The sequence below is a fragment of the Flavobacterium sp. genome (assembly GCF_040402895.1).
Lineage (GTDB): Bacteria > Bacteroidota > Bacteroidia > Flavobacteriales > Flavobacteriaceae > Flavobacterium.
Genome location: NZ_JBBALR010000001.1, coordinates 193,496 through 218,765, shown reverse-complemented (window position 1 = coordinate 218,765; position 25,270 = coordinate 193,496). Strand labels below are relative to the sequence as shown.

At 31.6% G+C, this 25,270-nt stretch carries 21 protein-coding genes and 1 tRNA gene; 19 read left to right on the top strand and 3 right to left on the bottom strand.

What is annotated here, in order from left to right; genetic code table 11:
* Positions 1–96: 96 nt before the first annotated feature.
* Positions 97–1,305: a BaiN/RdsA family NAD(P)/FAD-dependent oxidoreductase gene (locus ABWP60_RS01090; protein ID WP_353147281.1), complete on the top strand. Its 1,209-nt coding sequence runs from the start codon at positions 97–99 to the stop codon at positions 1,303–1,305.
* Here the strand turns inward: ABWP60_RS01090 and ABWP60_RS01085 are convergent.
* The gene (locus tag ABWP60_RS01085; RefSeq protein WP_353147278.1) at positions 1,302–1,775 is read right to left on the bottom strand and encodes a TspO/MBR family protein; all 474 of its coding nucleotides are present in this window, start codon (positions 1,773–1,775) and stop codon (positions 1,302–1,304) included. The genes ABWP60_RS01090 and ABWP60_RS01085 overlap by 4 nt on opposite strands.
* A gap of 91 nt (positions 1,776–1,866) precedes the next feature.
* On the opposite strand from ABWP60_RS01085, the gene mvaD reads away from it, so the two are divergent.
* The 11 genes from mvaD to ABWP60_RS01030 all read left to right on the top strand — a co-directional run bounded on the left by mvaD (position 1,867) and on the right by ABWP60_RS01030 (position 16,677).
* Complete coding sequence (mvaD, locus tag ABWP60_RS01080; RefSeq protein WP_353147275.1) at positions 1,867–2,952, top strand: diphosphomevalonate decarboxylase; 1,086 nt, start codon at positions 1,867–1,869, stop codon at positions 2,950–2,952.
* Between the two features lie 36 nt (positions 2,953–2,988).
* A complete protein-coding gene (locus ABWP60_RS01075) occupies positions 2,989–3,927 on the top strand; it encodes a mevalonate kinase family protein (protein ID WP_353147272.1) in 939 nt (312 codons plus the stop codon).
* Between the two features lie 90 nt (positions 3,928–4,017).
* The gene (locus ABWP60_RS01070) at positions 4,018–4,938 is read left to right on the top strand and encodes a geranylgeranylglycerol-phosphate geranylgeranyltransferase (protein WP_353147270.1); all 921 of its coding nucleotides are present in this window, start codon (positions 4,018–4,020) and stop codon (positions 4,936–4,938) included.
* A gap of 70 nt (positions 4,939–5,008) precedes the next feature.
* The gene (locus ABWP60_RS01065; protein WP_353147267.1) at positions 5,009–5,884 is read left to right on the top strand and encodes a pseudouridine synthase; all 876 of its coding nucleotides are present in this window, start codon (positions 5,009–5,011) and stop codon (positions 5,882–5,884) included.
* A gap of 98 nt (positions 5,885–5,982) precedes the next feature.
* Complete coding sequence (locus tag ABWP60_RS01060) at positions 5,983–6,675, top strand: DUF6252 domain-containing protein (RefSeq protein ID WP_353147264.1); 693 nt, start codon at positions 5,983–5,985, stop codon at positions 6,673–6,675.
* Positions 6,676–6,842: 167 nt separating this feature from the next.
* On the top strand, positions 6,843–11,369 hold the full coding sequence (gene dnaE, locus ABWP60_RS01055) for a DNA polymerase III subunit alpha (RefSeq protein ID WP_353147262.1): 4,527 nt from the start codon (positions 6,843–6,845) through the stop codon (positions 11,367–11,369).
* A gap of 141 nt (positions 11,370–11,510) precedes the next feature.
* Positions 11,511–11,828, top strand: a complete 318-nt coding sequence (gene trxA / locus ABWP60_RS01050) for a thioredoxin (RefSeq protein ID WP_353147259.1) — start codon at positions 11,511–11,513, stop codon at positions 11,826–11,828.
* 102 nt (positions 11,829–11,930) lie between these two features.
* Positions 11,931–12,857 (top strand): DUF58 domain-containing protein, encoded by a 927-nt coding sequence (locus ABWP60_RS01045; protein WP_353147256.1) that lies wholly within the window; start codon positions 11,931–11,933, stop codon positions 12,855–12,857.
* Between the two features lie 86 nt (positions 12,858–12,943).
* A tRNA-Asp gene (locus ABWP60_RS01040) sits at positions 12,944–13,017 on the top strand.
* A gap of 322 nt (positions 13,018–13,339) precedes the next feature.
* Positions 13,340–16,048 (top strand): DUF7619 domain-containing protein, encoded by a 2,709-nt coding sequence (locus tag ABWP60_RS01035; protein WP_353147253.1) that lies wholly within the window; start codon positions 13,340–13,342, stop codon positions 16,046–16,048.
* Between the two features lie 152 nt (positions 16,049–16,200).
* Positions 16,201–16,677, top strand: coding sequence for a hypothetical protein (locus ABWP60_RS01030; RefSeq protein WP_353147251.1), 477 nt, complete (start codon positions 16,201–16,203; stop codon positions 16,675–16,677).
* Positions 16,678–16,690: 13 nt separating this feature from the next.
* On the opposite strand, the gene ABWP60_RS01025 is transcribed toward ABWP60_RS01030, so the two are convergent.
* Positions 16,691–17,608 (bottom strand): hypothetical protein, encoded by a 918-nt coding sequence (locus ABWP60_RS01025; protein ID WP_353147248.1) that lies wholly within the window; start codon positions 17,606–17,608, stop codon positions 16,691–16,693.
* 52 nt (positions 17,609–17,660) lie between these two features.
* On the opposite strand from ABWP60_RS01025, the gene ruvC reads away from it, so the two are divergent.
* The 4 genes from ruvC to ABWP60_RS01005 all read left to right on the top strand — a co-directional run bounded on the left by ruvC (position 17,661) and on the right by ABWP60_RS01005 (position 20,610).
* The gene (gene ruvC / locus ABWP60_RS01020; protein ID WP_353147245.1) at positions 17,661–18,215 is read left to right on the top strand and encodes a crossover junction endodeoxyribonuclease RuvC; all 555 of its coding nucleotides are present in this window, start codon (positions 17,661–17,663) and stop codon (positions 18,213–18,215) included.
* Between the two features lie 13 nt (positions 18,216–18,228).
* Positions 18,229–19,362, top strand: coding sequence for a radical SAM family heme chaperone HemW (gene hemW, locus ABWP60_RS01015; protein ID WP_353147242.1), 1,134 nt, complete (start codon positions 18,229–18,231; stop codon positions 19,360–19,362).
* Between the two features lie 66 nt (positions 19,363–19,428).
* Entirely contained in the window at positions 19,429–19,806 is a 378-nt protein-coding gene (locus tag ABWP60_RS01010; RefSeq protein WP_353147239.1) for a GxxExxY protein, read from the top strand.
* A gap of 51 nt (positions 19,807–19,857) precedes the next feature.
* A complete protein-coding gene (locus ABWP60_RS01005) occupies positions 19,858–20,610 on the top strand; it encodes a cyclase family protein (protein ID WP_353147236.1) in 753 nt (250 codons plus the stop codon).
* A gap of 30 nt (positions 20,611–20,640) precedes the next feature.
* Here ABWP60_RS01005 and ABWP60_RS01000 read toward each other — a convergent pair whose 3' ends face one another.
* Positions 20,641–22,263 carry an NADP-dependent glyceraldehyde-3-phosphate dehydrogenase gene (locus ABWP60_RS01000; protein WP_353147233.1) on the bottom strand — a complete coding sequence of 541 codons (1,623 nt, stop codon included), beginning with the start codon at positions 22,261–22,263 and terminating at the stop codon, positions 20,641–20,643.
* 94 nt (positions 22,264–22,357) lie between these two features.
* On the opposite strand from ABWP60_RS01000, the gene ABWP60_RS00995 reads away from it, so the two are divergent.
* From ABWP60_RS00995 to ABWP60_RS00985, 3 genes are all read left to right on the top strand, one after another.
* The gene (locus ABWP60_RS00995) at positions 22,358–22,729 is read left to right on the top strand and encodes an MmcQ/YjbR family DNA-binding protein (RefSeq protein WP_353147230.1); all 372 of its coding nucleotides are present in this window, start codon (positions 22,358–22,360) and stop codon (positions 22,727–22,729) included.
* A gap of 46 nt (positions 22,730–22,775) precedes the next feature.
* Positions 22,776–23,444: a PH domain-containing protein gene (locus ABWP60_RS00990; RefSeq protein ID WP_353147227.1), complete on the top strand. Its 669-nt coding sequence runs from the start codon at positions 22,776–22,778 to the stop codon at positions 23,442–23,444.
* 112 nt (positions 23,445–23,556) lie between these two features.
* Positions 23,557–25,269 (top strand): T9SS type A sorting domain-containing protein, encoded by a 1,713-nt coding sequence (locus tag ABWP60_RS00985; RefSeq protein ID WP_353147224.1) that lies wholly within the window; start codon positions 23,557–23,559, stop codon positions 25,267–25,269.
* The last annotated feature ends 1 nt before the right edge of the window (position 25,270 follow it).

Here is a 25,270-nt window from a genome sequence, read left to right as displayed (position 1 = left end):
TAAGACCTGACAGGTTTCAAAAACCTGTCAGGTCTTAAATAAAAACTAACCAGTAATTATTCTTACCTTAAATAGTAAAATAAAGGAAAACTTCAAATGCAACAATTCAACATCATAATTATAGGCGGTGGCGCAGCCGGTTTCTTTGCAGCTATTAATATTGCAGAGAAACATCCGCAACTTCTTGTGGCCATCCTCGAAAGAGGAAAAGAATGCCTAACTAAGGTTAAAATTTCTGGTGGTGGGCGTTGTAATGTCACGCACGCGTGTTTTGTACCGAACGATTTAGTCAAATTTTATCCGCGTGGCGAAAGAGAATTAAAAGGCCCTTTTTCACAATTTTGTTCTGGCGATACGATTGATTGGTTCGAGAAAAGAGACATCAAATTGAAAATTGAAGAAGACGGAAGAATGTTTCCAATTACAGATGATTCTCAAACGATAATTGATTGTTTTGAAAAAGAAGTAAAGAAATTTGGCATCAAAGTTTTTACTTCACAAAGTGTGCAATCGTTATATTTTAACAAGGACGAACAATGGAAAATGGAGACCCAACACGATGTTTTTGTTGCTGATAAAATTGTAGTCGCCACTGGAAGCAATCCTAAAATTTGGGAAATGATGCATCAAATGGGACATCAAATTGTCGAACCCGTTCCTTCGTTATTTACATTTAATATTACCGATAAAAGAATTAAAGATTTAATGGGACTTTCGGCGCAAGCCAGTATCAAAATAAAAAATTCTAAATTAGCGGCTTCAGGCCCATTATTGATAACGCATTGGGGACTTTCAGGACCTGGAATTTTAAGACTTTCCGCATGGGGTGCAAGAGAGTTATTTGATAAAAAATACTGTTTTGCCTTGCTTGTCAATTGGTTAGATGAGGTGACTTTTGAGGAAGCCATCGAACAATTAAAGGAAATAAAGGAAGAACATAATAAAAAACTAATTGGTAAATTTTGTCCGTTCGATTTCCCAAAACGATTGTGGGAAAATATCGTAACTGCTTCCGATATTGCTTTAGATTATAAGTGGGCTGAGGTAACGAATAAGCAGATAAATAGTTTGGCCAATCAGTTAACCCAAGCTGAATTTCAGGTTAACGGGAAAAGCACGTTTAAAGAAGAATTTGTAACCGCTGGCGGCATCGATTTAAAAGAAATTAATTTTAAAACCATGCAAAGCAAAATTTTACCAAAGGTCTATTTTGCTGGCGAAGTGGTAAATATTGATGCTATAACGGGTGGTTTCAATTTTCAAAATGCCTGGACAAGCGGTTTTATAGTTGCCGAGAACATTTAATTTAAATAAAAAATACTTAACGTTAAAAGCGAGGCAAAACTAACCCAAGCAATATAGGGTATAAATAATTTTGCTGCCGTAGGATGAATGGGTTTGAATAATTTGTAGCATTCAATCAAAACCAACAATAATAAAACCACTTCTATGGAAGCTAACAGTAAATTTTGCAACCCAAAAAACAGGTAAGACCATAACGCATTTAACCCCAATTGAAAAATAAAATATTGCAACGCTACTTTAACTTCTTTTTGTTTGTTTTCAATTTCATTCCAAACTAATCCTGCAGCAATTCCCATAAAAATATATAACAAAGTCCAAACGGGAGCAAAAATCCAATTTGGTGGATTAAACACTGGTTTTATAAGAGTGGGATACCAAGTGGTTATAGACGATTGTGTGATTTTTCCTGAGAAAAAACCAACAGTCAAACAAATAATTACGCAATACAATATTCTTAAATACTTTTTCATCTTGGGAATTTTAATCAAAGATATTTAAAACTTCTGACATCTGACAACTAAGTTTTCACTTCCTTTTATATCTTTGTGAAAAATAATTTATATGTATTCTGATTTAGACTTCATTATTTCAAATTATAGTTCAATAGAAGCGGCATCTTTTTCGTGGAGTGCGCCAAGTAATATTGCTTTGGTGAAATATTGGGGCAAAAAAGAAAACGGGGATCAAATTCCTGCTAATCCATCCATTAGTTTTACGCTTAAAAATTGCAAAACCATTACATCGGTTTCTATTTCCTCTAAAGTTGAAAAGGATAATTTTTCATTCGATTTGTTATTTGAAGGAAAGCCAAAAGAAGATTTTAAACCTAAAATTCAAAAGTTCTTTGAAAGAATTTATAAATATTGCCCTTATTTAAAAGAGTATCATTTTACTATTGATACCCAAAACACCTTTCCGCATAGTTCAGGAATAGCGTCTTCTGCTTCCGGAATGGCAGCGCTTGCCATGAATATTATGAGTTTAGAAAAAGTATTAAAACCTGAAATTTCCGAAGATTATTTTTATGCAAAAGCTTCTTTTCTAGCCCGTTTAGGTTCAGGTAGTGCTTGTAGAAGTATAATTGGAAACGTGGTGTCTTGGGGAAAAAACGAAACCATAAAAAATAGCTCCGACTTATTTGGGGTAGCGTTTGAAAATATACATCCTAATTTTCATAATTTTCAAGATACGATTTTGTTAGTTGATAAAGGCGAAAAACAAGTTTCGAGTACCGTTGGGCATAATTTAATGCACAACCATCCATTTGCTAATCAGCGTTTTGACCAAGCACATGACAATATTGCTAAAATTGTTACGTTATTAGAAACTGGAAATATAACTGAATTTATGAGTTTGGTGGAAAGTGAAGCACTGACTTTACACGCTATGATGATGACGTCGATGCCTTATTTTATATTAATGAAACCAAATACATTAGAAATTATTAATGCCATTTGGAAGTTCAGAAGCTATACACAAACACCGGTTTGTTTTACCTTGGACGCAGGAGCCAATGTACACGTTTTGTATCCTGAGTATGTAAAACAAAAAGTATTGCAATTTATTCAGGACGAATTAGTTGGCTATTGTCAAAATGGTCACTATATTTGCGATGAAATTGGAAATGGTGCACAAGATTTGAAATAATTTTATATCTTTACTCAAATATCTGAACACTTAATTATGAAAGGACCACTTTTTTACTCAAAAATATTACTTTTCGGAGAATATGGAATTATTCAAGATTCTAAAGGACTTTCTATACCATATAATTTTTATAATGGCGCATTGAAGTCGGATGAAAACCCGACAGATGAAGCCAAAAAATCAAATCAAAGTTTAGTAAAATTCGTTGCTTATTTAAAGCAATTGCAAACGGAACAACCAGATTTAGTGTCGTTTAATTTGGAGTTGTTACAAAACGATGTAAACAACGGTATGTATTTTGACTCTAGTATTCCACAAGGATATGGAGTAGGAAGTAGTGGCGCTTTAGTAGCTGCTATCTATGATAAATACGCTGCGAATAAAATTACCGTTTTAGAAAACTTAACTAGAGAAAAATTATTACAATTAAAAGCCATTTTTTCTAATATGGAATCGTTTTTCCACGGAAAAAGTTCTGGTTTAGATCCATTAAATAGTTATTTAAGTTTACCGATTCTTATCAATTCAAAAGACAATATTGAAGCCGCTGGAATTCCAAGCCAATCAGCAACTGGGAAAGGCGCTGTTTTCTTGTTAGATTCAGGAATTGTTGGAGAAACGGCTCCAATGGTAAATATTTTTATGGAAAATTTAAAAGACCAAGGTTTTAGAAAAATGCTAAAATCTCAGTTTATAAAATATACCGATTCTTGTGTGGAAAACTTCTTACAAGGCGACATGAAATCGTTATTTAAAAACACAAAAGAATTATCTAAAGTAGTTTTAAGTAATTTCAAACCTATGATTCCGGAACAATTTCACCAAATATGGCAAAACGGAATTGAAACCAACGATTATTATTTAAAATTGTGTGGTTCTGGTGGTGGCGGTTATATTTTAGGTTTCACACAAGATTTCGAAAAAGCTAAAAAGTCTTTAAAAGATTATAAATTAGAAATGGTTTATCAGTTTTAAATAGCTCAAAGGTAAAGGGAAATTGGAAAAGGAACGATTATTTTTTCGACCTAACTCAAAACCCAATACCCCAAACATTCACCACAAAAAATGCTAAGTCGCAATTCTAAATTAGTACTAACCAAAGTCTTCAGTTTCTTTTCTGTGGTTCGTGGGTACAATGTTTTTGTAATCGCACTAGCACAATATTTATCTGCCATTTACATCTTAGCGCCAGAAAGAAGAGCATTAGATGTTATTTTAGATTGGAGATTATTTCTTTTAGTAATGGCGTCTATTTTTGCTATTGCTTCTGGTTACATTATTAATAATTTTTACGATGCTAAAAAGGATATTATCAATCGTCCTAAAAAATCTTATTTAGACAGATTGGTAAGTCAGAAAACACAACTTCAAGTTTATTTTACTTTGAATTTCTTTTCCGCTTTATTTGGTTTTATTGTTTCTTGGCGAGCGGCTTTGTTTTTTTCTGTATATATTTTTATCATTTGGTTGTATTCGCACAAGCTAAAAAAAATACTATTCATTGGAAATATTTCCGCTTCTTTATTGGCTGTTTTGCCCTTTTTTGGGATTTTAATGTATTTCAAAAATTTTTATCAAGTAATTTTTGCACATGCTACATTTTTATATCTAATTATATTAATTCGTGAAATGATTAAAGATTTAGAAAACATTGAAGGTGATTTATCGAATAATTATCAAACCCTACCCGTCAATTTTGGGGAAAATTTTGCTAAAAAAATCATTTCATTATTGTTATTGTGTACAATCGTTCCTGTATATTTCCTTATCAATGTGTTCGATGTAGGTTATATGGATATTTATTTTTACGCGAGTTATATTTTACTGCTAATTTTTGTAATGAAATTATGGAAATCGGAAGGAAAAGTAGCTTATATTAAACTTCATTTTTTACTAAAAATAATTTTATTAGCGGGTGTGATTTGTATTGTTTTAATTAAGCCAGATGTGATCGAGAACGGTCAAAAATTACTATTAATTCCATAGCATATAGGCTTCCTACTTCCAATTTCTTGCTTCTCACTTAAATTGACTATCTTTGCAAAAAAATAAAAGCATGAGAAAATCGTCAGGAGCCAAAAGAAGCGGTAAAGTTTCGGAAAGTAAAAAACCAGATTTTAAGAAAAACGAATCAGGTAAATCTTTTTCTTCAGAAAACAAACCTGCTCCAAAGTTCAATAGAACAGACAAGCCAAAACCACAAGTGGTTAAAATAAAATCTGATAAAGAGGAAATCAGATTAAATAAATATGTAGCCAATTCAGGAGTTTGTAGTCGCAGAGATGCGGACATTTATATTCAAAGTGGAAACGTGAAAGTAAACGGTGAAGTAGTTACAGAAATGGGACACAAAGTGAAGCTAACCGATGTGGTTAATTTTGACGGCGTGAATATTACACCAGAAAAAAAAGAATACATTCTTTTAAACAAACCTAAGAATTTTTCAACCGAGAAAAATGACCAAGGCGCAAATAACGTGTTGCAGTTAATCAAATCACCATCAAATGTAAGATTAGAACCTGTCGGAAGAATGGATAAAACTACAACAGGTTTATTATTGTTTACAAATGATCCAGATATGGTTAGAAAATTTACTACACCAAATCAACGTTCTTCCAAAATTTATCAAGTTTCTTTAGATAAGAATTTAAAATACGAAGATTTAGAAAAAATTCAAAGCGGAATTACTATTGAAGGACATAAAGTATATGTTGAAGAAGTTTCTTATATTGATGGAGAAGCTAAAAGTGAAATTGGTGTAAAAATGAAAACATCTAATGTTAAAGTAGTTCGAAATATTTTTGAACATTTAAAATATAATGTTATAAAATTAGATCGAGTAGTATTTGCTGGATTAACTAAAAAGAATTTACCAAGAGGAAATTGGAGAGTTTTAACCGATCAAGAAGTAGTCAATTTAAAAAATAATTAAAAAAACACGTCTTTTATTAGTCGTATTTTTTAATACAAATACCAATCAGATTAAAAAATAAAATATATATTTGTAATCCATATTTAATTAATATTATAATGAAAAAAATAGTTCAACTACTGGCCCTTGTTTTAGTATTGGCGTCTTGTGAAAATGATATTAAAACTAATTTGCCTGCATTTTTAGGTGAAAAAGACAATATTTCATGGCGTGCTTCAGATACAAAAGTAACGGTTAATACAAATGGTACCATTACAATAAATGCATATAAGAATAATGAGTTAGTTACTTTAACTGTTCCCAATTCAGTTGGAATTCATTATTTAGGAACCGCTAATCAAGGGATAAATGCTACGTATTCCTATAGCAATCAGCAATCATTATTATACTATGAAACCGCATTAATTGAAGGGCCTGTTTTTAAATTACAAGGCGTAACAAATCCTGGAACAGGATATGCAGCTTTAAACGGAAACAATGTAACTACTACTGGAGGTTCAGGAAATGGATTAACCTTAAAAATTCAAACTAATAGTTCTGGGGCAGTAACAGACGCAACAATTGTTAGTAGAGGAGTAGGGTATGAACCAGGAGATTTGATAACTATTAATGGTGGTAATGGGAATGCTAAAGTTACTGTTTTAAATGTGTCAAAAAGTAATGGAGAAGTTGAAATTGAAAAAATTGAAGGAAATCTATATTCTGGAACGTTCAAATTTAATGTGGTTGATGAAGAAGGAACAGTAGTAAATTTTAATAAAGGAATTTTTTATAAAGTACCCATTTTATAAAAATTTTAAACATATATTACTAATAACCACTTCATTTAGGAGTGGTTTTTTGTTTTTGTTAATAACTAAAATTGCCTTAAAAAAAGATAAATTGTATTTTTGAAATCATAACAAATTTTAGTAATTACCTAGCTATTCACTAATTACTATTCACTAATTACAAATAAATGTATTTAATCTTCGATACCGAAACCACAGGTTTACCTAAAAGTTGGTCTGCTCCAATAACAGATACTAACAATTGGCCTCGTTGTGTGCAAATTGCTTGGCAATTACATGATTACATGGGAAATCTTATCGAGCATCAAGATTATTTAGTGAAACCTGAAGGGTATAATATTCCGTTTGATGCAGAAAGAATTCATGGAATTTCAACAGAATTAGCCAATCAAGAAGGTTTTGGTTTAAGTGAAATTCTTGAAAAATTTAATATTGCTTTATCTCAAGCCAAATATATTGTAGGGCAAAATGTAGGTTTTGATGTGAATATTATGGGTTGCGAATTCCATCGATTTGGATTAGCTACCGATTTAACTAAAATGCCCATTTTAGATACGTGTACAGAAACTACGGCTTTACTATTAAAATTACCTGGCGGACGGGGTGGAAAATTTAAACTACCCACATTAACAGAATTACATTACTATTTATTTAACGAAAAATTCGCAGAAGCCCATAATGCTACTGCCGATGTGGAAGCCACAACACGTTGTTTTTTAGAATTAATAAAACGCGGAAATTTTAATTCCAACGAATTACCTGTTTCTGAAGAATATTATGCAGCATTCAGAACAAATAATCCAGATGTAAAACCAATCGGATTAAAACATGTTAATTTAAAGCAAGCTTCAGCTACTTTAAGAGAAAAATTACAACAACAACTTCCAAAAGATATTGAAATTTTACCTGAAAATTTGGAAGATATTTCAGATGTTGCCTTTGCACATTTGCACAATCATTCGCAGTTTTCGGTTTTGCAATCTACGATTTCCATTCCTCAATTAATAGAAAATACAGTAAAGCAAAAAATGCCAGCTGTTGCCCTTACAGATATTGGAAACATGATGGGCGCTTTTCAATTCGTGAGCGGAATTTTAAATCATAATAAATCGGCCGAAGCCAAAAACAAGGAACTAGTTGAAGCTGGAGAACCACCCTCAGAAACCATCATCAAACCTATTGTAGGTTGCGAGTTTTTTGTTTGTAACAATCATAAAGATAAATCAAACAAAGACAACGGATATCAGGTAGTTTTTTTAGCGAAAAATAAAAAAGGATATCATAATTTAGCCAAGTTGTCATCAAAAGCCTATACGGATGGTTTTTATTATGTGCCACGTATTGATAAAGCATTAATCCAACAATATAAAGAAGACATTATTGTTTTGACAGGAAGTTTATATGGCGAAGTGCCAAATAAAATCCTGAATCTCGGTGAAAATCAAGCTGAAGAAGCTTTAATGTGGTGGAAAGAACAATTTGGTGCCGATTTGTATATCGAAGTAATGAATCACAATCAAGAGGATGAAAAAGCGGTAAACACTACATTAATTCAGTTTTCTAAAAAGCATAATATAAAACTAATTGCTACGAACAATACGTTTTACATCAATAAAGAAGATGCCAACGCACACGATATTTTATTATGTGTTAAAGAGGGCGAAAAACAGGCCACACCCATTGGACGTGGACGCGGATACCGATATGGGTTGCCCAATCAGGAGTATTATTTCAAATCTACCAATGAAATGAAAAATTTGTTTCCGCAAACACCGGAAGCCATAAGTAATGTTCAAGAAATTGTAGATAAAATTGAAATATATTCGCTTTCGCGAGAAGTATTACTTCCAAAATTCGATATTCCAGAACAATTTCAAGTTCCAGAAGATAATGAAGATAAAGGTGTACGTGGCGAAAATGCTTACTTACGACATTTAACCTACGAAGGTGCCAAAAAACGGTATGGTGAAATCACAGATGAAATTAAAGAACGTATTGATTTCGAACTCTTAACAATAAGTAATTCAGGTTATCCGGGTTATTTTTTAATTGTTCAAGATTTTATCGCCGAAGCCCGTAAAATGGACGTTTCGGTTGGTCCAGGTCGTGGTTCAGCAGCAGGTTCCGTCGTGGCATATTGTTTGTGGATTACGAATATCGATCCATTATTGTATAATCTGCTTTTCGAGCGTTTTTTAAATCCAGATCGTGTATCAATGCCCGATATAGATATCGATTTTGATGATGAAGGTCGAGGGAAAGTAATGGATTATGTAATTAAAAAATATGGTTCCAATCAAGTGGCACAAATTATCACGTATGGTAAAATGGCTACGAAATCGGCTATACGAGATACTGCTCGAGTTTTAGATTTACCTTTATTTGAAGCAGATAGAATTGCGAAATTAATTCCAACTATGATGCCTGGAAAATGGAATTTAGCACGATTTCTATCGGAAAAAGAAGAAGAGGTTAAAAAAGCCGTACGTTCTGATGAATTTGATCGCGTCAAAGAATTAATAGAAATCGCCAATCAAGGCGAACTTTCTGGAGAAACCATTCAACAAGCAAAAATATTAGAGGGTTCGCTACGAAATACAGGAATTCACGCTTGCGGGGTAATTATTACACCAGATGATATTACTAATTTTGTGCCCGTAACGACAGCAAAAGATTCGGATTTATATGTCACCCAGTTTGATAACGCCGTAGCTGAAAGTGCAGGTTTGTTAAAGATGGATTTCCTAGGATTAAAAACCTTAACACTTATAAAAGACACGGTTAAACTCGTAAAATATAAACGAAATATCGATTTAGATCCCGATACATTTCCTATTGACGATAAAAAAACATACGAATTATTCCAACGTGGGGAAACGGTAGGTATATTTCAGTACGAATCGCCTGGAATGCAAAAATATTTGAAAGATTTAAAACCAACAGTTTTTGGAGATTTAATTGCCATGAATGCATTATATCGACCAGGTCCGTTGGAGTATATTCCTTCTTTTGTTCGAAGAAAAAATGGGTTAGAACCTATTGCATATGATTTAGATGCTTGTGAAGAATATTTAGCAGAAACCTACGGAATTACCGTTTATCAAGAGCAAGTAATGCTTTTGTCACAATCATTAGCTGGTTTTACAAAAGGGGATGCCGATGTGCTTCGTAAAGCGATGGGAAAAAAAGACAAGCCGGTCTTGGACAAAATGAAGCCTAAATTCATCGCGCAAGCTGAAGAAAAAGGTCATGATGCCAAAATATTAGAAAAAATTTGGAAAGACTGGGAAGCATTTGCAAGTTATGCTTTCAACAAATCGCACTCTACATGTTATGCTTGGATTGCCTATCAAACAGCGTATTTAAAAGCGCATTATCCTGCAGAATATATGGCAGCGGTGCTTTCTAATAATATGAATGATATTAAATCCGTTTCCTTTTTTATGGAAGAATGTAAACGCATGGGATTAGAAGTTTTAGGTCCGGATGTAAATGAGTCTTTTTACAAGTTTACGGTAAATGATAATCATGCCATTCGTTTTGGAATGGGTGCGATTAAAGGTGTGGGTGAAAACGCAGTAAAAACAATTGTTGAAGTAAGAAAAGAAGGCCGTTTTAAATCTATTTTCGATTTAGCAAAACGAATTGATTTGCGTGCAGCCAATAAAAAAGCATTCGAAAATTTAGCCTTAGCTGGTGGTTTTGATGAATTTGGAGACACCCATAGGGCTCAATATTTTCATACAGATGGTGATAATAGCACATTTTTGGAAAAAGCCATTCGCTTTGGTGCAAAGTTTCAAGAAAATGAAAATTCTTCTCAAGTTAGCTTATTTGGCGATGCATCCGACGTACAAATTGCCGAACCAACTGTGCCGCCTTGTGAGGAATGGAATACTTTAGAAAAATTATCGCGTGAAAAAGAAGTAGTTGGAATTTATATCTCAGGACATCCGCTAGACGATTATAAATTTGAAATGAAATATTTCTGCAATACCAAGTTACAAGCCTTGCATAATTTGGAGTCATTAGTTGGTAAAAATCTATCATTTGGAGGAATTGTTACCAATGTGCAACATCGCACCACGCAACAAAATAAAGGTTGGGCCACGTTTACTATTGAAGGGTATGAAGAAAGTTTTGAATTTAGAATATTTAATGATGAGTATTTAAAATTCCGCCATTATTTAGTTGCCAATCAGTTTGTATTTGTTAAAATTTTCGTAAAAGAAGGCTGGACAAATAAAGACACCGGAAAAAAATCAGAGCCAAGAATTAATTTTACACATCTTCAGAGTTTACAGGATGTATTGCCAGATTTTGCAAAAAAATTAACCATTCAATTGCCTGTTGAAGAATTAAAAGATCAATTAATTTCAAAATTAAACGAACTTTTTTCTTATCATCAAGGAGATTTTAATGTAACATTCGAATTGTTAGAATTAGAAAAAGTGAAACGATTTGTAAAGCGAGAAATTGAAATCGATGAGGAAATTCAAGACGAAAATCTTTTAGAGATAGAGGATGAGGTAGAAAATAACGCTGAAATTATTGTAGAAAATCAAATGGAAGAAATTGAAGAAACAATAATAAAAAACAAGTTAGAAATGCCAAGTAGAAAACTAAAAATTAATATTTCTAAAGATTTGTTGGAAGGTTTAGAAAAAATGCAAATTAATTTCAAATTGAATTAATAAAATCAATTCGTAAAAATTATAAATTGATTTTTCTAATTCTTAAATAGGTAAAAGAAATCATAATTTTTTTCATAGCTTAAATATATTTTCTACTTTCGCAGTATAATAATTAAAGTAAAAAAAAATAAATATAAAAATATGGCATTAGCAATTACAGATGCTACTTTTGAGGAGGTAGTATTAAAATCAGACAAACCAGTAGTAGTAGATTTTTGGGCAGCTTGGTGTGGACCTTGCAGAATGGTTGGGCCAGTTATTGATGAAGTAGCTACAGAATACGAAGGAAAAGCAGTTGTTGGTAAAGTAGACGTTGATGCAAATCAAGAATTTGCTGCAAAATATGGTGTTAGAAATATTCCTACAGTATTAATGTTTCAAAATGGAGAAGTAGTTGGAAGACAAGTAGGAGTGGCTCCAAAAAAAACCTACACAGACGCAATTGACGCATTACTATAAGTTACAGAATAAATTTATTATTAAAAGGTTCAACGGTAGTTGAGCCTTTTTTTACCGATAAACTTTCATTTAGAATTTAAAATCTTTTCATATATTTACGATATGAATTTAGAATCGCAACTCGAAAAAATATCCCAATTTAAAAATTTAGAACTTTTAGCTAATCAAATAGTGGAAGGCTTTATTTCGGGTATGCATAAAAGTCCGTTTCACGGGTTTTCTGCCGAATTTGCCGAGCATAAAATTTACAATTCAGGCGAAAGCACCAAACATATAGATTGGAAATTATTTGCTAAAACGGATAGGTTATATACTAAAAAGTACGAAGAAGAAACCAATTTGCGATGTCATTTAATTATAGATAATTCTTCATCGATGCATTATCCAAAATTAAAACCGAATCAAAATTTTTCTGAAAATAAAATTGGATTTTCTGTTTTAGCAGCCGCTGTTTTGATGAATTTATTAAAGAAACAACGCGATGCGGTTGGAGTTTCTGTTTATTCAGACACCTATGAATACTATGCTTCAGAAAAAGGGAGTGAACGCCATCACAGAATGATTTTAAATCAGTTTGAAAACATATTAAACGATTCAAGTCAATCAAAAAAAACAGATACAATTACTTTTCTTCATCAAATTGCTGAAAAAGTGCACCGTCGTTCGATGATTATTTTGTTTACAGATATGTTTATAGACGAAGATAATGAAAAACTATTTAGTGCTTTGCAGCATTTAAAGCACAACAAACATAAGGTAGTTTTGTTTCACGTTTTTGATAAAAAAACAGAATTGAATTTTGATTTCGATAATGTCCCCAGAAAATTTATAGATACGGAAACAGGTGAAGAAGTTAACTTGTTTGCCGAAAACATGAAAGAAAGTTACGAAAAAGTAGTGAATACTTATTTTGAAAATATAGCTAATACTTGTGCTTCCTATAAAATTAAGTATGTTCCAGTTTCAGTGGATGAAAATTTTGAAAAAATACTAACTACATATTTGGTTGAAAAACAGAAGTTTGGATAAGTAATGGTTGTTATATCGTGTTTTTTTTAGTAAAATATTTGCAAGTTACAAAAACTGTAGTATATTTGCACTCGCATTACAGCAACGGTTTGGTAGTTCAGTTGGTTAGAATACCTGCCTGTCACGCAGGGGGTCGCGGGTTCGAGTCCCGTCCAGACCGCAACATTTGGGAAGCATTCTAAGAAATTAGAATGCTTTTTTGCCCAAATATCTTGAGTCTTCAAGAGAAACGTAGTTGTGTTGTTTAAGTCCGTCTAGGCGGATAAAGGTTAAGTAGTTAGACCAATGAAAAGCTTTCCACTTTGTGGATGGCTTTTTTGATTTTAAGACGTTTTGTTTTTTCTAATAAAGTAAAATTAATAGTTGTTTTTATGTTTCCACCCCCATTATTTCTATTTTATCCTAAATAAATAGTTGTTATATATATAATTTACCTATATTTATACACTAAAAATATAAAATTAATATTTTAAATCTATAAAATGAAGAAAAAATTACTTGCATTATTAGTTCTTTTGAGTGTGACAATTAACTTTGTCAGCGCACAATGTTCTGCACCTACCAATGTTTTTGTTTCAAATATTACAAACAATTCTGCTACAATTTCATGGGAGACAACTACTACTTCTACTTCGAATTACAACATTCAATTATTTATGAATGGAACTGTAGCTGGAAATTTTGAAGCACAAACTAGTCCATTTGTATTATCAGGTTTGCCTTGCGATACCACATGTACAGCTCAAGTTGTGTCGGTTTGTGCACCTAATGTAATTAGCGCACCTAGTGTTACAGTTACTTTTATGACATTGCCTTGTCCACCTCAGTTTGGACAACCTCAAAGCATGACGGCTTGCGTAACTAACGGATTCGGATGTTTTAATTTGGCGATTAATACAGAATATATTTTTCTTAATCAATCTTCAAATTTATATACTGTAACTTATCATGCTACTCAAGCAGATGCAGTTTCTGGTACCAATCCTTTGGTAAGTCCACATTGTGTGAATCTAGGTAGTTACACTGTTTTTTCTAGAGTTACAGAAATTTCTTCTGGAAATATGATGCAAGTTAGTGGTTTTACAATTAATGCCGTTGATTATGAAGTGATGCCAGCTTTAAATCCAATGGTGCAATGTGATGATAATAACGACCAACAAGTGGTATTTGATTTAACATCCTCTCAAGCAGTAATTAACACAAACAATACGCTTGTTTATTATCCAACATTAGTAGCAGCTCAAAACCAAGTAAACCCATTAACACCGGCTACAAATTTTGTGGTTCCTGTTTCGGCTTCAAATAGTACAATTTTTATAAGAGAGATTATCGGTGATGCTTGTGATAAAATATACCCACGTACTGTTTTTGCGCAATCGAATTGTAATTTAGCTTCTTCTTGTGCAAACGCAAATTTATTGTGTAATTCTTTAGGTATTCCTTTTTCAAATACAATTAGCGTTGCCAGTACAAGTAATGCGGGCTGCCTGGGAACAACACCAAATCCAACATGGTTTTATTTACCAATTAGCGCTTCTGGAACTATTAATTTAGTAATAACACAAGGAAATAATGCGCCTAGTTATAACAATCAAGATGTAGATTATATCGTATATGGTCCGTTTACTAGTGGTACTTCAAGTTGTAACTTAGTGGGCCCAAATAATATTGTAAGTTGTAGTTATTCAGCTTCTCCTACAGAATATCCTGTAATTTCAAATGCACAGGCGGGACAATATTATTTAATGATGGTTACAAATTTCTCTAATCAAAATGGATTTGTTACTATTAATAATTTGTCAACTTCTACAGGCGTAATTAACTGTACCGGGTTTACATTTAATGCCTTTTTAGATTCAAATAATAACGGTACAAAAGATACTGGAGAAGTTAATTTTCCTTTAGGTAAGTTTACACATGAGAAAAATGATAATGGTGTGGTTCATAATGTAATTGCTCCAACAGGATCATTTAGTATTTATGATATGGTTACTACTAATTCATATGATGTTTCATTTGTAGTAAATCCTGACTATGCAACTATGTATAATGTGAATCCATCTCAGTTTTTAAATTTAACTCCAACTGGAGCTGGAATGTCAACTTATAATTTCCCTGTAACATCACTTCAAAATTATAATGATTTAGGAGTAGCTGTTGTTCCATTTAATGAACCAAGACCTGGATTTAATTATATAAATCGAATTGTCTATGCTAATTTAGGAAATCAAATTATTCCTTCTGGAACGCTATCATTTACTAAACCTAGTGCTGTTTCAATTGTTTCAACTGCACCAGCAACTACTAGTACAGCAACAGGCTTTACTTATAACTTCACCAACTTATTACCTTTTGAAGTTAGAACAATTAACGTAATTATGTTAGTGCCTACTATCCCAACTGTAAATGCGAATGATTATTTGGTAAGTCAAGCTTCAATCGTACCGACTACTGGTGATGTGGTTCTTGAAAACAACAGTAATACATTAACTCAAATTGTAGTAAATGCTTACGATCCAAATGATAAAATGGAAGCACGTGGCCCTCAAATATTACATTCTAGTTTTACTTCTAATGATTATTTATACTACACAATCCGTTTTGAAAACACAGGTAACGCTAGCGCAATTAATGTAAGAATCAACGATGTTTTAAATAGCAAATTAGATGAAAGTACTTTGTCTATGATTAGTTCAAGTCATGCTTATGAATTAGACAGAGTAGGTACTGAATTAAATTGGAAATTCAATAACATACAATTACCAGTTTCGGTAGCCAATTCTACAATCGGAAAAGGATATGTAACATTCAAAATCAAACCAAAAGCAGGTTATGCCGTTGGTGATATTATTCCAAATGCAGCATCCATTTATTTTGATTACAACCCGGCTATTGTAACGAATACGTTTACAACCGAATTTGTGGCACTTTTAGAATCAGCATCATTCAATACTAATGAGTTTATCGTATATCCAAATCCAACAAATTCAATTTTGAATATTCAATCTAAAAACAATCAAACTATTTCTGAAGTAAATATTTACGATTTATTAGGTAAAAAACTTACTAATAAAAAAGTAACTGTTTCTACTACAGAACTTGATTTAACAAATTATACTCCAGGGTTATATGTGTTGGAAGTTATTTCAACAGATAATCAGAGAAGTATTCATAAGATTGTAAAAAAATAATCTTAATAAAATAATAAAAAAATCCCGATTCATTCGGGATTTTTTTATGTCTAAAAGTATGGATTTATAATAGTCCGAATAAAAATATAAAAATCAATAAAACATATTCCATAAAATTGTATTTTTGAAAATCTAAATAGTTGAAAATCATAATGAATAAAGTAATTGCTTTTTTTCTAATATTCTTACTACAGTCTTGCCAGTTTTTTGATAAGAAAGTGCCAGATGAAAACGTATTATTACAACAAGAACTCAAAAAAATAAATTGGGAGCAAGTAGACGAATTTCCATCCTTTACAGTTTGTGATTCCTTGTCAGATACCTTCAGCAAACAAACTTGTTTTTACGAAACACTTTCTACTCAATTGCATTCTAAATTAAAGGATGATAGTATAGCTAAATTGTTTCCGCAATTGGATACCATTCAGGTAAAAGTAATTATTTCTTCAAATTCGTATGTTAATTTTGAAGCTATTATTTCGGATTCAATTGCCTATAATAAAATCCAATTAGATAGTATTTTTCAATTGCGATTAACCGATTTTCCTAAAATTAATCCAGCCATAAAAAGAGGTGTTCCAGTAAAATCAGAATTTAAATTACCAGTAGTTTTACAGAAAAAAGAATAAACTTTGGTGCGTGTTAATTTTTTTTCGGTTTAAAAATCAATACAAAATAACTCCCAATTAGTACTGGTAACACTACATTTGCCATCCACATAAAGGTACTGATAAATAAAATTATGTAGTCGTCAATATTTAATTTATTGAAAAACCAAATAGCGACACTTCCTTTTACTACAAAATCTAAAAATTGAAAAGAGGGTAAAGAACTGGCAATAAAATATACTGCAGTTATGGTAGCCATTAACGTAAAATAATCAATTTTTACTCCAAATAACAAAAACAAAAAATAATATTGGTGCGAAAAGGTTATATATCTTGCAATAGCTAATAACACGTTCTTTCGATGAATTTCCTTTGGAATTTCTGTAATTTTATCAATAAATAATTGAATAGAATATCCTTTTATAGTAGCGTTTTTTGTTAAATATAAAAAGCTTACTATGGATAGTACAAGGAATACAATAATTAAAAAAGTGTAATTATAACCTAAGAAAAAAAGGCCAGTTAATCCAAATAAAATGGCAATAATTAATTGAATTCCATTACAAATTACATTTAAAAATAATATTCTTTTGGTTTCAGATTTTGGAAAATAAAGTGCTTTTCCAGCATATTCACCAATTCCGTTTGGAGTAAATAAACCGGCAGTTACACCAGCTAAAACTTGTTTAGTTGCAGTATATAGTGAAATTTTTTCAACTACTTCAACTAAATTCTGCCATTTTAAAATTTCTAAAAAACGGTTTATAAAACTAAATCCTAACATAAAAATTAACCATGTTACAGTAAATTTTTCTTGTAAGATTCCTGAAAATTGATTCCAACTTAACTTGTCGTCATTTGCTAATTTTTCATATATGAAATAAAAAGCACCAAAAACAATCGTGAGTTTGATAATAAGTGTCAGATATTGTTTAGTTTTGTTTGAAATCATTTTACAAAGTAACAAAACTTTGAACTTGAAACCTTAAACCTGAAAGAAAATTTTGTCAAACGAACGCATCATTCTCGGTATCGATCCAGGAACTACTATTATGGGTTTCGGACTTATTCGTGTGGTCAATAAAAAAATGGAGTTCATTCAGCTAAACGAATTACAACTTAGTAAAATGGATGATCATTATATGAAGTTGAAACGAATTTTTGAACGAACTATAGAATTAATTGATACCTATCATCCAGACGAAATTGCCATTGAAGCGCCGTTTTTCGGAAAAAATGTGCAATCGATGCTAAAATTAGGAAGAGCGCAAGGAGTAGCTATGGCTGCAGGTTTATCAAGAGAAATTCCAATTACTGAATACGAACCCAAGAAAATAAAAATGGCCATTACAGGAAATGGAAATGCCAGTAAAGAACAAGTAGCAAAAATGTTGCAACAATTATTAGGACTTAAAACGTTACCAAAAAATTTAGATTCTACAGATGGTTTAGCTGCTGCGGTTTGTCATTTTTTTAATACTGGAAAAGTGGTGGGAACCACAAGCTATTCCGGTTGGGATGCTTTTGTGAAACAGAATGAAGATAAAATTAGAAAATAGTGAACACTTTTAAATGAGCGGTATCTACATTCATATCCCTTTTTGCAAGCAAGCGTGTCATTATTGCGATTTTCATTTTTCTACTTCTATGAAGAAGAAAGAAGAAATGGTGTTGGCTTTGGTGAAAGAATTAGAATTTCGTAAAGACGAATTTCAAAATGATGAAGTTGAAACTATTTATTTTGGAGGAGGTACACCAAGCGTGTTGTCAATTAACGATATACGATTTTTGATTAACTCCGTTTACCAAAATTATAATGTAATTGAAAATCCAGAAATTACTTTAGAGGCGAATCCTGATGATTTAGATGAAGAAACAATTATTCAATATTCCAATTCGCCAATAAACCGATTGTCAATTGGTGTTCAGTCTTTTTTTGAAGATGATTTACAACTTATGAATCGCGCACATAATTCGGAAGAAGCAAAAAGATGTTTAGCATTTGCTACACAACATTTCGATAATATTTCCATCGATTTAATTTACGGAATGCCAAATATGAGTACTGAGAAATGGCTGAAAAACATAGAAATTGCACTAAGTTTTACTATTCCACATATTTCCAGTTATGCCTTAACAGTAGAACCAAAAACAGCATTGCATAATATGATAAAGTCAGGTTCAATACCGAATTTAGATGACGATTTAGCCCAACAACATTTTCATATTTTAATAGATAAATTACAAGAAAATGGATTTGTACATTACGAATTATCGAATTTTGGAAAACCAAATTACTTTTCAAAAAATAATACTGCTTATTGGTTAGGTAAAAAATACATTGGAATTGGACCGTCTGCGCATAGTTTTAATGGAAAAAGTAGAAGTTGGAATGTGTCAAATAATTCCTTGTATTTAAAAGCAATTGCAGAAAATAAAGTACCATCAGAAACAGAAATTTTATCAGAAACGGATCAGTATAATGAATATATTATGACGGGTTTACGAACCATTTGGGGTGTTTCTTTACAAAGAATTGAAACCGAATTTGGAAGTAGCTATTTAGAGTATTTGCAACAACAAGCAGAAAAATTTATTTCAGATAATTTGTTAGAAGTTGAAAATAATATTTTAAAAACCACTAAAAAAGGAAAATTTTTAAGCGATGGCATCGCAAGTGATTTGTTTTTATTAAATTTGGAATAGTTTAACCGCAAGGTTCGCAATGTGAAGCGCAAAGCTCGCGATTTTTTATAAGCCAAAATAATTAATATGACAGAAAACGAATTATCAAGAATTGTTTTTGATGCAGCATTAAGAGTACATCAAAATTTAGGTCCAGGCCTTTTAGAAAGCGCCTATGAAGAATGTTTATTTTACGAATTAAATAAAACGGGATTAAACGTTGAGAAGCAAAAAGCGTTACCACTTATTTATGAAGAAATAAAATTAGATATTGGTTATAGATTAGATATTATTTTAGAAGACAAATTAATTATTGAAATTAAATCAGTTGAAAGTTTAAATGACGTTCATTTTGCTCAATTATTAACGTATTTAAAATTAACAAATTGCAAATTAGGTATGCTAATTAACTTCAATGTGAAATTAGTAAAAGATGGAATAAAAAGAATAGCAAATAACCTTTAAAAATCTTTGCGAACCTTGCGTAATACTTTGCGAGCTTTGCGGTTAAAAAAAATGAAAGCAATTATAAACAACTTCAACATCGACTTGTCAAAACCCATTGATATTTCTTTACCTTTATCTAATACAGATGCCAATCCAATTGCATGGTATATTGAAAAACCTATAATTGAACCCGTAACTTTTGAAAATTGGATAGGAAAAGTATCTGAAGGGAGTTCTACAAATTTTAATAATATATTTTTCAACCCACATGGGCATGGTACGCATACCGAGTGTTTAGGACATATTACCAATGATTTTTATTCAATCAATCAGTGTTTAAAGCACTTTTTTTTTATGGCAGAACTAGTTTCTATTTCGCCTGAAAAAATAAATGACGACTTTGTAATTACGAAAAGTCAAATTGAAAATTCTTTAAATGGAAAAACACCCGAGGCCATAATCATTAGAATGCTACCAAATAGTCCAGATAAAAAATCTAAAAACTATTCGCATACCAATCCGCCTTATTTGTTAGAAGAAGCGGCAGTTTATATTCGAGAAATAGGAATCAAACACTTACTCATCGATTTACCAAGTGTAGACAGGGAAGAAGATGAAGGAAAGTTACTTGCTCACAAAGCGTTTTGGAATGTAAAAAATACGACAATTTTAAACGATGATGCGCGTTTAGATTGCACAATTACAGAACTAATTTATGTTAACGATTCCGTTTCTGACGGTACCTATTTGTTGAATTTGCAAATTGCTTCTTTTGAAAATGATGCAAGTCCAAGCAAACCAGTTTTATATGAAATTTATTAATTTTATTTGGATCGTGAATAAATCAAAAATTTAAAAAATAAATTTTGTAGATAAAAAGTTAGATTCTCCTTCTGTTACAATCTTATTAATAATAGCTTTGTTTTCCGTATTTTCTTTAGTGGCAACAACGGTTCTTATCGAAAACGAACGAAGTGCATCATAAACTGAAAGTGTCCCTTCTGCAGAATCTTTACGACCTGTAAATGGGAAAGTATCTGGACCACGTTGGCACTGAACATTAAGGTTTACTCGCGAAACTTGATTGACTAATCCGTCAATTAAATGCGAAACTTCTTTGGTGTCTGTTCCAAATATGCTCACCTGTTGTCCGTAATTTGATGTAATCATATAATTAATTGGTTCTTGCAATTCTTTAAATGAAACAATAGGAACAATTGGTCCAAATTGTTCTTCGCGATACAATTTCATTCCTTCAGAAACAGGATACATTACCGCAGGAAAAAATAAAGTCCCATTTTGGATGGCACCATTTTTATTCATAATTCTTGCGCCTTTACTTTCGGCATCGGCTATACAATCATTTAAATAATTAAATTTATCTTCCTCAGGCAAAGGCGTAATTTGTACTTTTTCGTCCCAAGGCATTCCAAATTTTAAAGCATCTACCTTTTCGCAGAATTTTTTTATAAATGCGTCTTTGATGTTTTCATGAACAAACAGTATTTTTAATGCAGTACAGCGTTGCCCATTAAAAGACAAGCTTCCTAAAAGGCATTCTTCTATTGCGTTTTCTATATTGGCATTTTCTAGGACAATAGCTGGATTTTTAGCATCCAATCCTAAAATTGCTCGTAATCGGTTTACTTTTGGATGTGCTTTTTTTATGTCTGATGCTACTTTGCTTGAACCAATTAAGGTTAAAACATTAATTTTACCGGTATTCATTAACGGTTCAACAATTTCACTTCCTTTTCCGTAAATATAATTTACAACACCTTTTGGGAAACTCTTTTCTATGGCTTTTGATAAACAGTAATGTAACAAACAACCGTGTTTTGGGGGTTTAAATAAAATTACATTTCCCATAATCAAAGCCGGAATTAACAAAGTATATGTTTCATTCAATGGATAATTATATGGTCCGATACATAAAGTTATTCCTAAAGGCGATCGACGAATTTGACCAATAACACCTTCTTCAATAGTAAATGTAGCCGATTTTCGTTCTAATTTTTTTAATGATTCGATGGTGTCGTAAATATATTTTATAGTCCTATCAAATTCTTTTTCAGAATCTTTTTCAGATTTTCCAATTTCCCACATCAATAAATTAACTACCTCTGTTCTCAATTTTAGCATTTCACCTACAAAATGTTCTACATGAGAAATCCTTTTTTCAACTGAAAGCATTGGCCATTCTCCAAAACCATTATCATATGCTAGTTCCGCACTTTCTAAACATTCAATTGCCTCAGGCAAACCTGTTTTTGGTATTTTTCCAATTAAAATACGTTCTAATTTTTCATTAGATGTTGGTTTGCAAATAGCAGCATGAATTTCATTGAAAGGACCATTCCAAGTTTTGAACGCTCCGTTTACCAAATATTCTTCTTGGTTAATAAAAGGAATTTCTTTAGAATTTACAGTAGAAAAAACATCAAAAAGCTGATTTTTAGTTATGTAGTTTTGCATTTTTTAGTAAAAAAGATTTAATAATTAATAAAAGTAACGTATTTAAAATTAAAATAAGTTCAACAATTCATAAAATTTGATTATTTTTGAAATTATGAACATCCAACAACTATACGAATTTTGCCTGTCAAAAAATGGAGTAACCGAACATTTCCCGTTCGATGAAGATACTTTGGTTTTTAAAGTTGGTGGGAAAATGTTTTGTCTTACATCTTTAAAACAATGGGAGAGTAACGAGCCAAGTTTAAATTTAAAATGCGATCCAAACAAAGCTGAAGAACTTCGAGCCGAATATGAAGCCATTCATCCAGGATATCATATGAGTAAAAAACATTGGAATACAATAGATTTTCATTCTGATGTTAATGATAAAATGATGTGTCAGTTAATTAACGACTCGTACGATTTGGTTTTCAAGAGTTTGACCAAAAAAATTCAATCGGAAATTAAAGAATCTGATAATTAGGCATTACTTTTGATACTTTTCACAATTAACTTTTAAACTAATTAAAATGATTGATAATTTAAAAAAAATATTAAACGAAGACCAAGATCCAAAAGCGATTGAAAAAATTACGTCTAAATTGGAAAACTTATTAATGTCTAATGAAGAAATTGGTTACATTGCTGTACAGAAAAAACCTGCAATTACTGTATTTCCTGATAGTATTGTGGTAACAAATAAACGTATTATTTTATGCAAACCAAAAAATTTAGGATTGTCTATGGAATTTATGGATTATGATTGGGATGATATTGCCGGGACATTTGTAAAAGAGGGCTTTTTAGGTGCTGATTTTTCTTTTTCAACCAAAACTGATTTAACACATACGGTAGAATACTTACCAAAAAATCAAGCACGAAAATTGTATACGTATGCTAAAGAACAATTGGATATTTTAAAAAATGGAGTTGAAACAAACTTAAATTTGGTTTCAAATACATCAGTTGAAATTGAAGAAGTTCTAACAGAAGAAGTCACTGATTTTGCAGAAATCCTACCTGTAGTTCAAGACACTGAAATAGAAGAACCTATATCTTCTCAAGAGAAAAAGCTATCCGAATTTACTAAAGAGGAATTATTTGACAAGCTTAATAATTATAAAAAATTGTTAGACAATGGATTAATTCTTCAAGGAGAGTATGATAAATTAAAAAATGAAATTTTACCATTTTTGTAAAAAAATCACATTTTATATAAAAATATATTCATTTTAATTATTTTTTTACCTAAATAGTTGATTTTCAAAATAAATTTATTATTATTGTAACGAAATTACTAAATCTATAAATATGAAAAAAATTACTTTAATTACATTATTGTTTGCAACTTTTCTAATGAATGCGCAAACGATAGTTCAAACAACACCTCAAAATAAAAAGGTAATTCTTGAAGAATTCACAGGTGTTAATTGTGTTTGGTGTCCAGCTGGACACACAATTGCAAACGCTATTAAAGCATCAGATCCTAACAATGTTTTTTTAATAAATATTCATGTTGGTGGTTTTGCTACTCCAGGTGTTGGCCAACCAGACTTTAGAACTCCTTTTGGAACAGCCATAGCAAATCAAAGTGGGTTAACAGGATATCCAGCAGGAACAGTTAATCGCACCGTATTTCCTGGTAGCGCTCAAAACGGTGGAACAGGTACAGCCATGAGTAGAAATTTCTGGACTGCTGCATCAAATCAGATCACTACCCAATCCTCGTATGTGAATTTGGCTACTACAGCAACTATCAATGCAACCACTAGGTTATTAACAGTTTTGGTAGAAGCTTATTACACAGGGTCTAGCCCGGTTGCGACAAATAATTTAAATGTGGCTTTTTTACAAAATAATACTACGGGTGCTCAAGTTGGAGGAAATGCAGGTAATAATTACAATCACCAACATAGATTAATTCACATGATTACAGGACAGTGGGGTGAGGTTATTAACACTACAAGTGCTGGTACTTTTGTTACAAGAACTTATACCTACACTATTCCAGCTACATATAATAGTATTATTGCTGAAATGGGTGAATTTGAAATTGTTGCATTCATGGCAGAAGGGCAACAGAAAATTATTTCAGGTAACGGCGCAACTCCAACTTATACTGGGTTAGCTGCAAATGATGTTAAATTAAAGGAAGTTGAAAGTATAGAAAATCAATGTGCTTCATCTATTTCACCAAAAATTAAAATCCAAAATTACGGTCAAACAACTTTAACGACTTTACCTATTACCTATAGTATTAATGGTGGAACTCCACAAGTATATAACTGGACGGGTAGTTTAGTTTCTTTTGCAAAAGAAACGGTAACTTTACCTGCAATTTCATATACTCTTTTAAATAGTAATACTTTAAATGTATCTGTACCAGCAGACGCCAATGTTTCTGACAATTCTGGTTCTGTTACTTTTGCAAAAGCAGCATTAACTACAAATACAAATATTACAATTAAAATTACACTTGATCGATATGGTGATGAAACGTCATGGCAATTATTAAATTCTAATAATACACCTGTGGCAACAAGTCCAACTTATTTTGATGCGGGTGCGTCAGGAGAATATCCACAACCAGATATTAACTTGACATTACCATTTGATTGTTATAAATTTGTTATCAATGATGCTTACGGAGATGGTATGGATAGTGGTTATGGTGTTGGTTCATATCAAGTACTTGCAAATGGCGTTTTAATTCCAGGTATTGAGGGTGGTTCATTTGGATCTTCAGAATCAAGAGTTTTCCAAGTGGCTAATATTCTTAGTGTGGAAGACTTTTATGAAAATGAAATTACTTTATATCCAAATCCATCAAATGGAATTTTTACAATAGATACGCAATTGCCAACAGATGTGATTGCAATTGACGTTACAGGTAAAGAAGTTTTTAGAATGTTAAACGTTAACAATCAAACTACTTTAAATTTAACCCAACTTCAAAAAGGACTTTACTTATTAAAATTAAGTAATGAATTAGGAGAACAAACTAAAAAAATAATAATTAAATAAA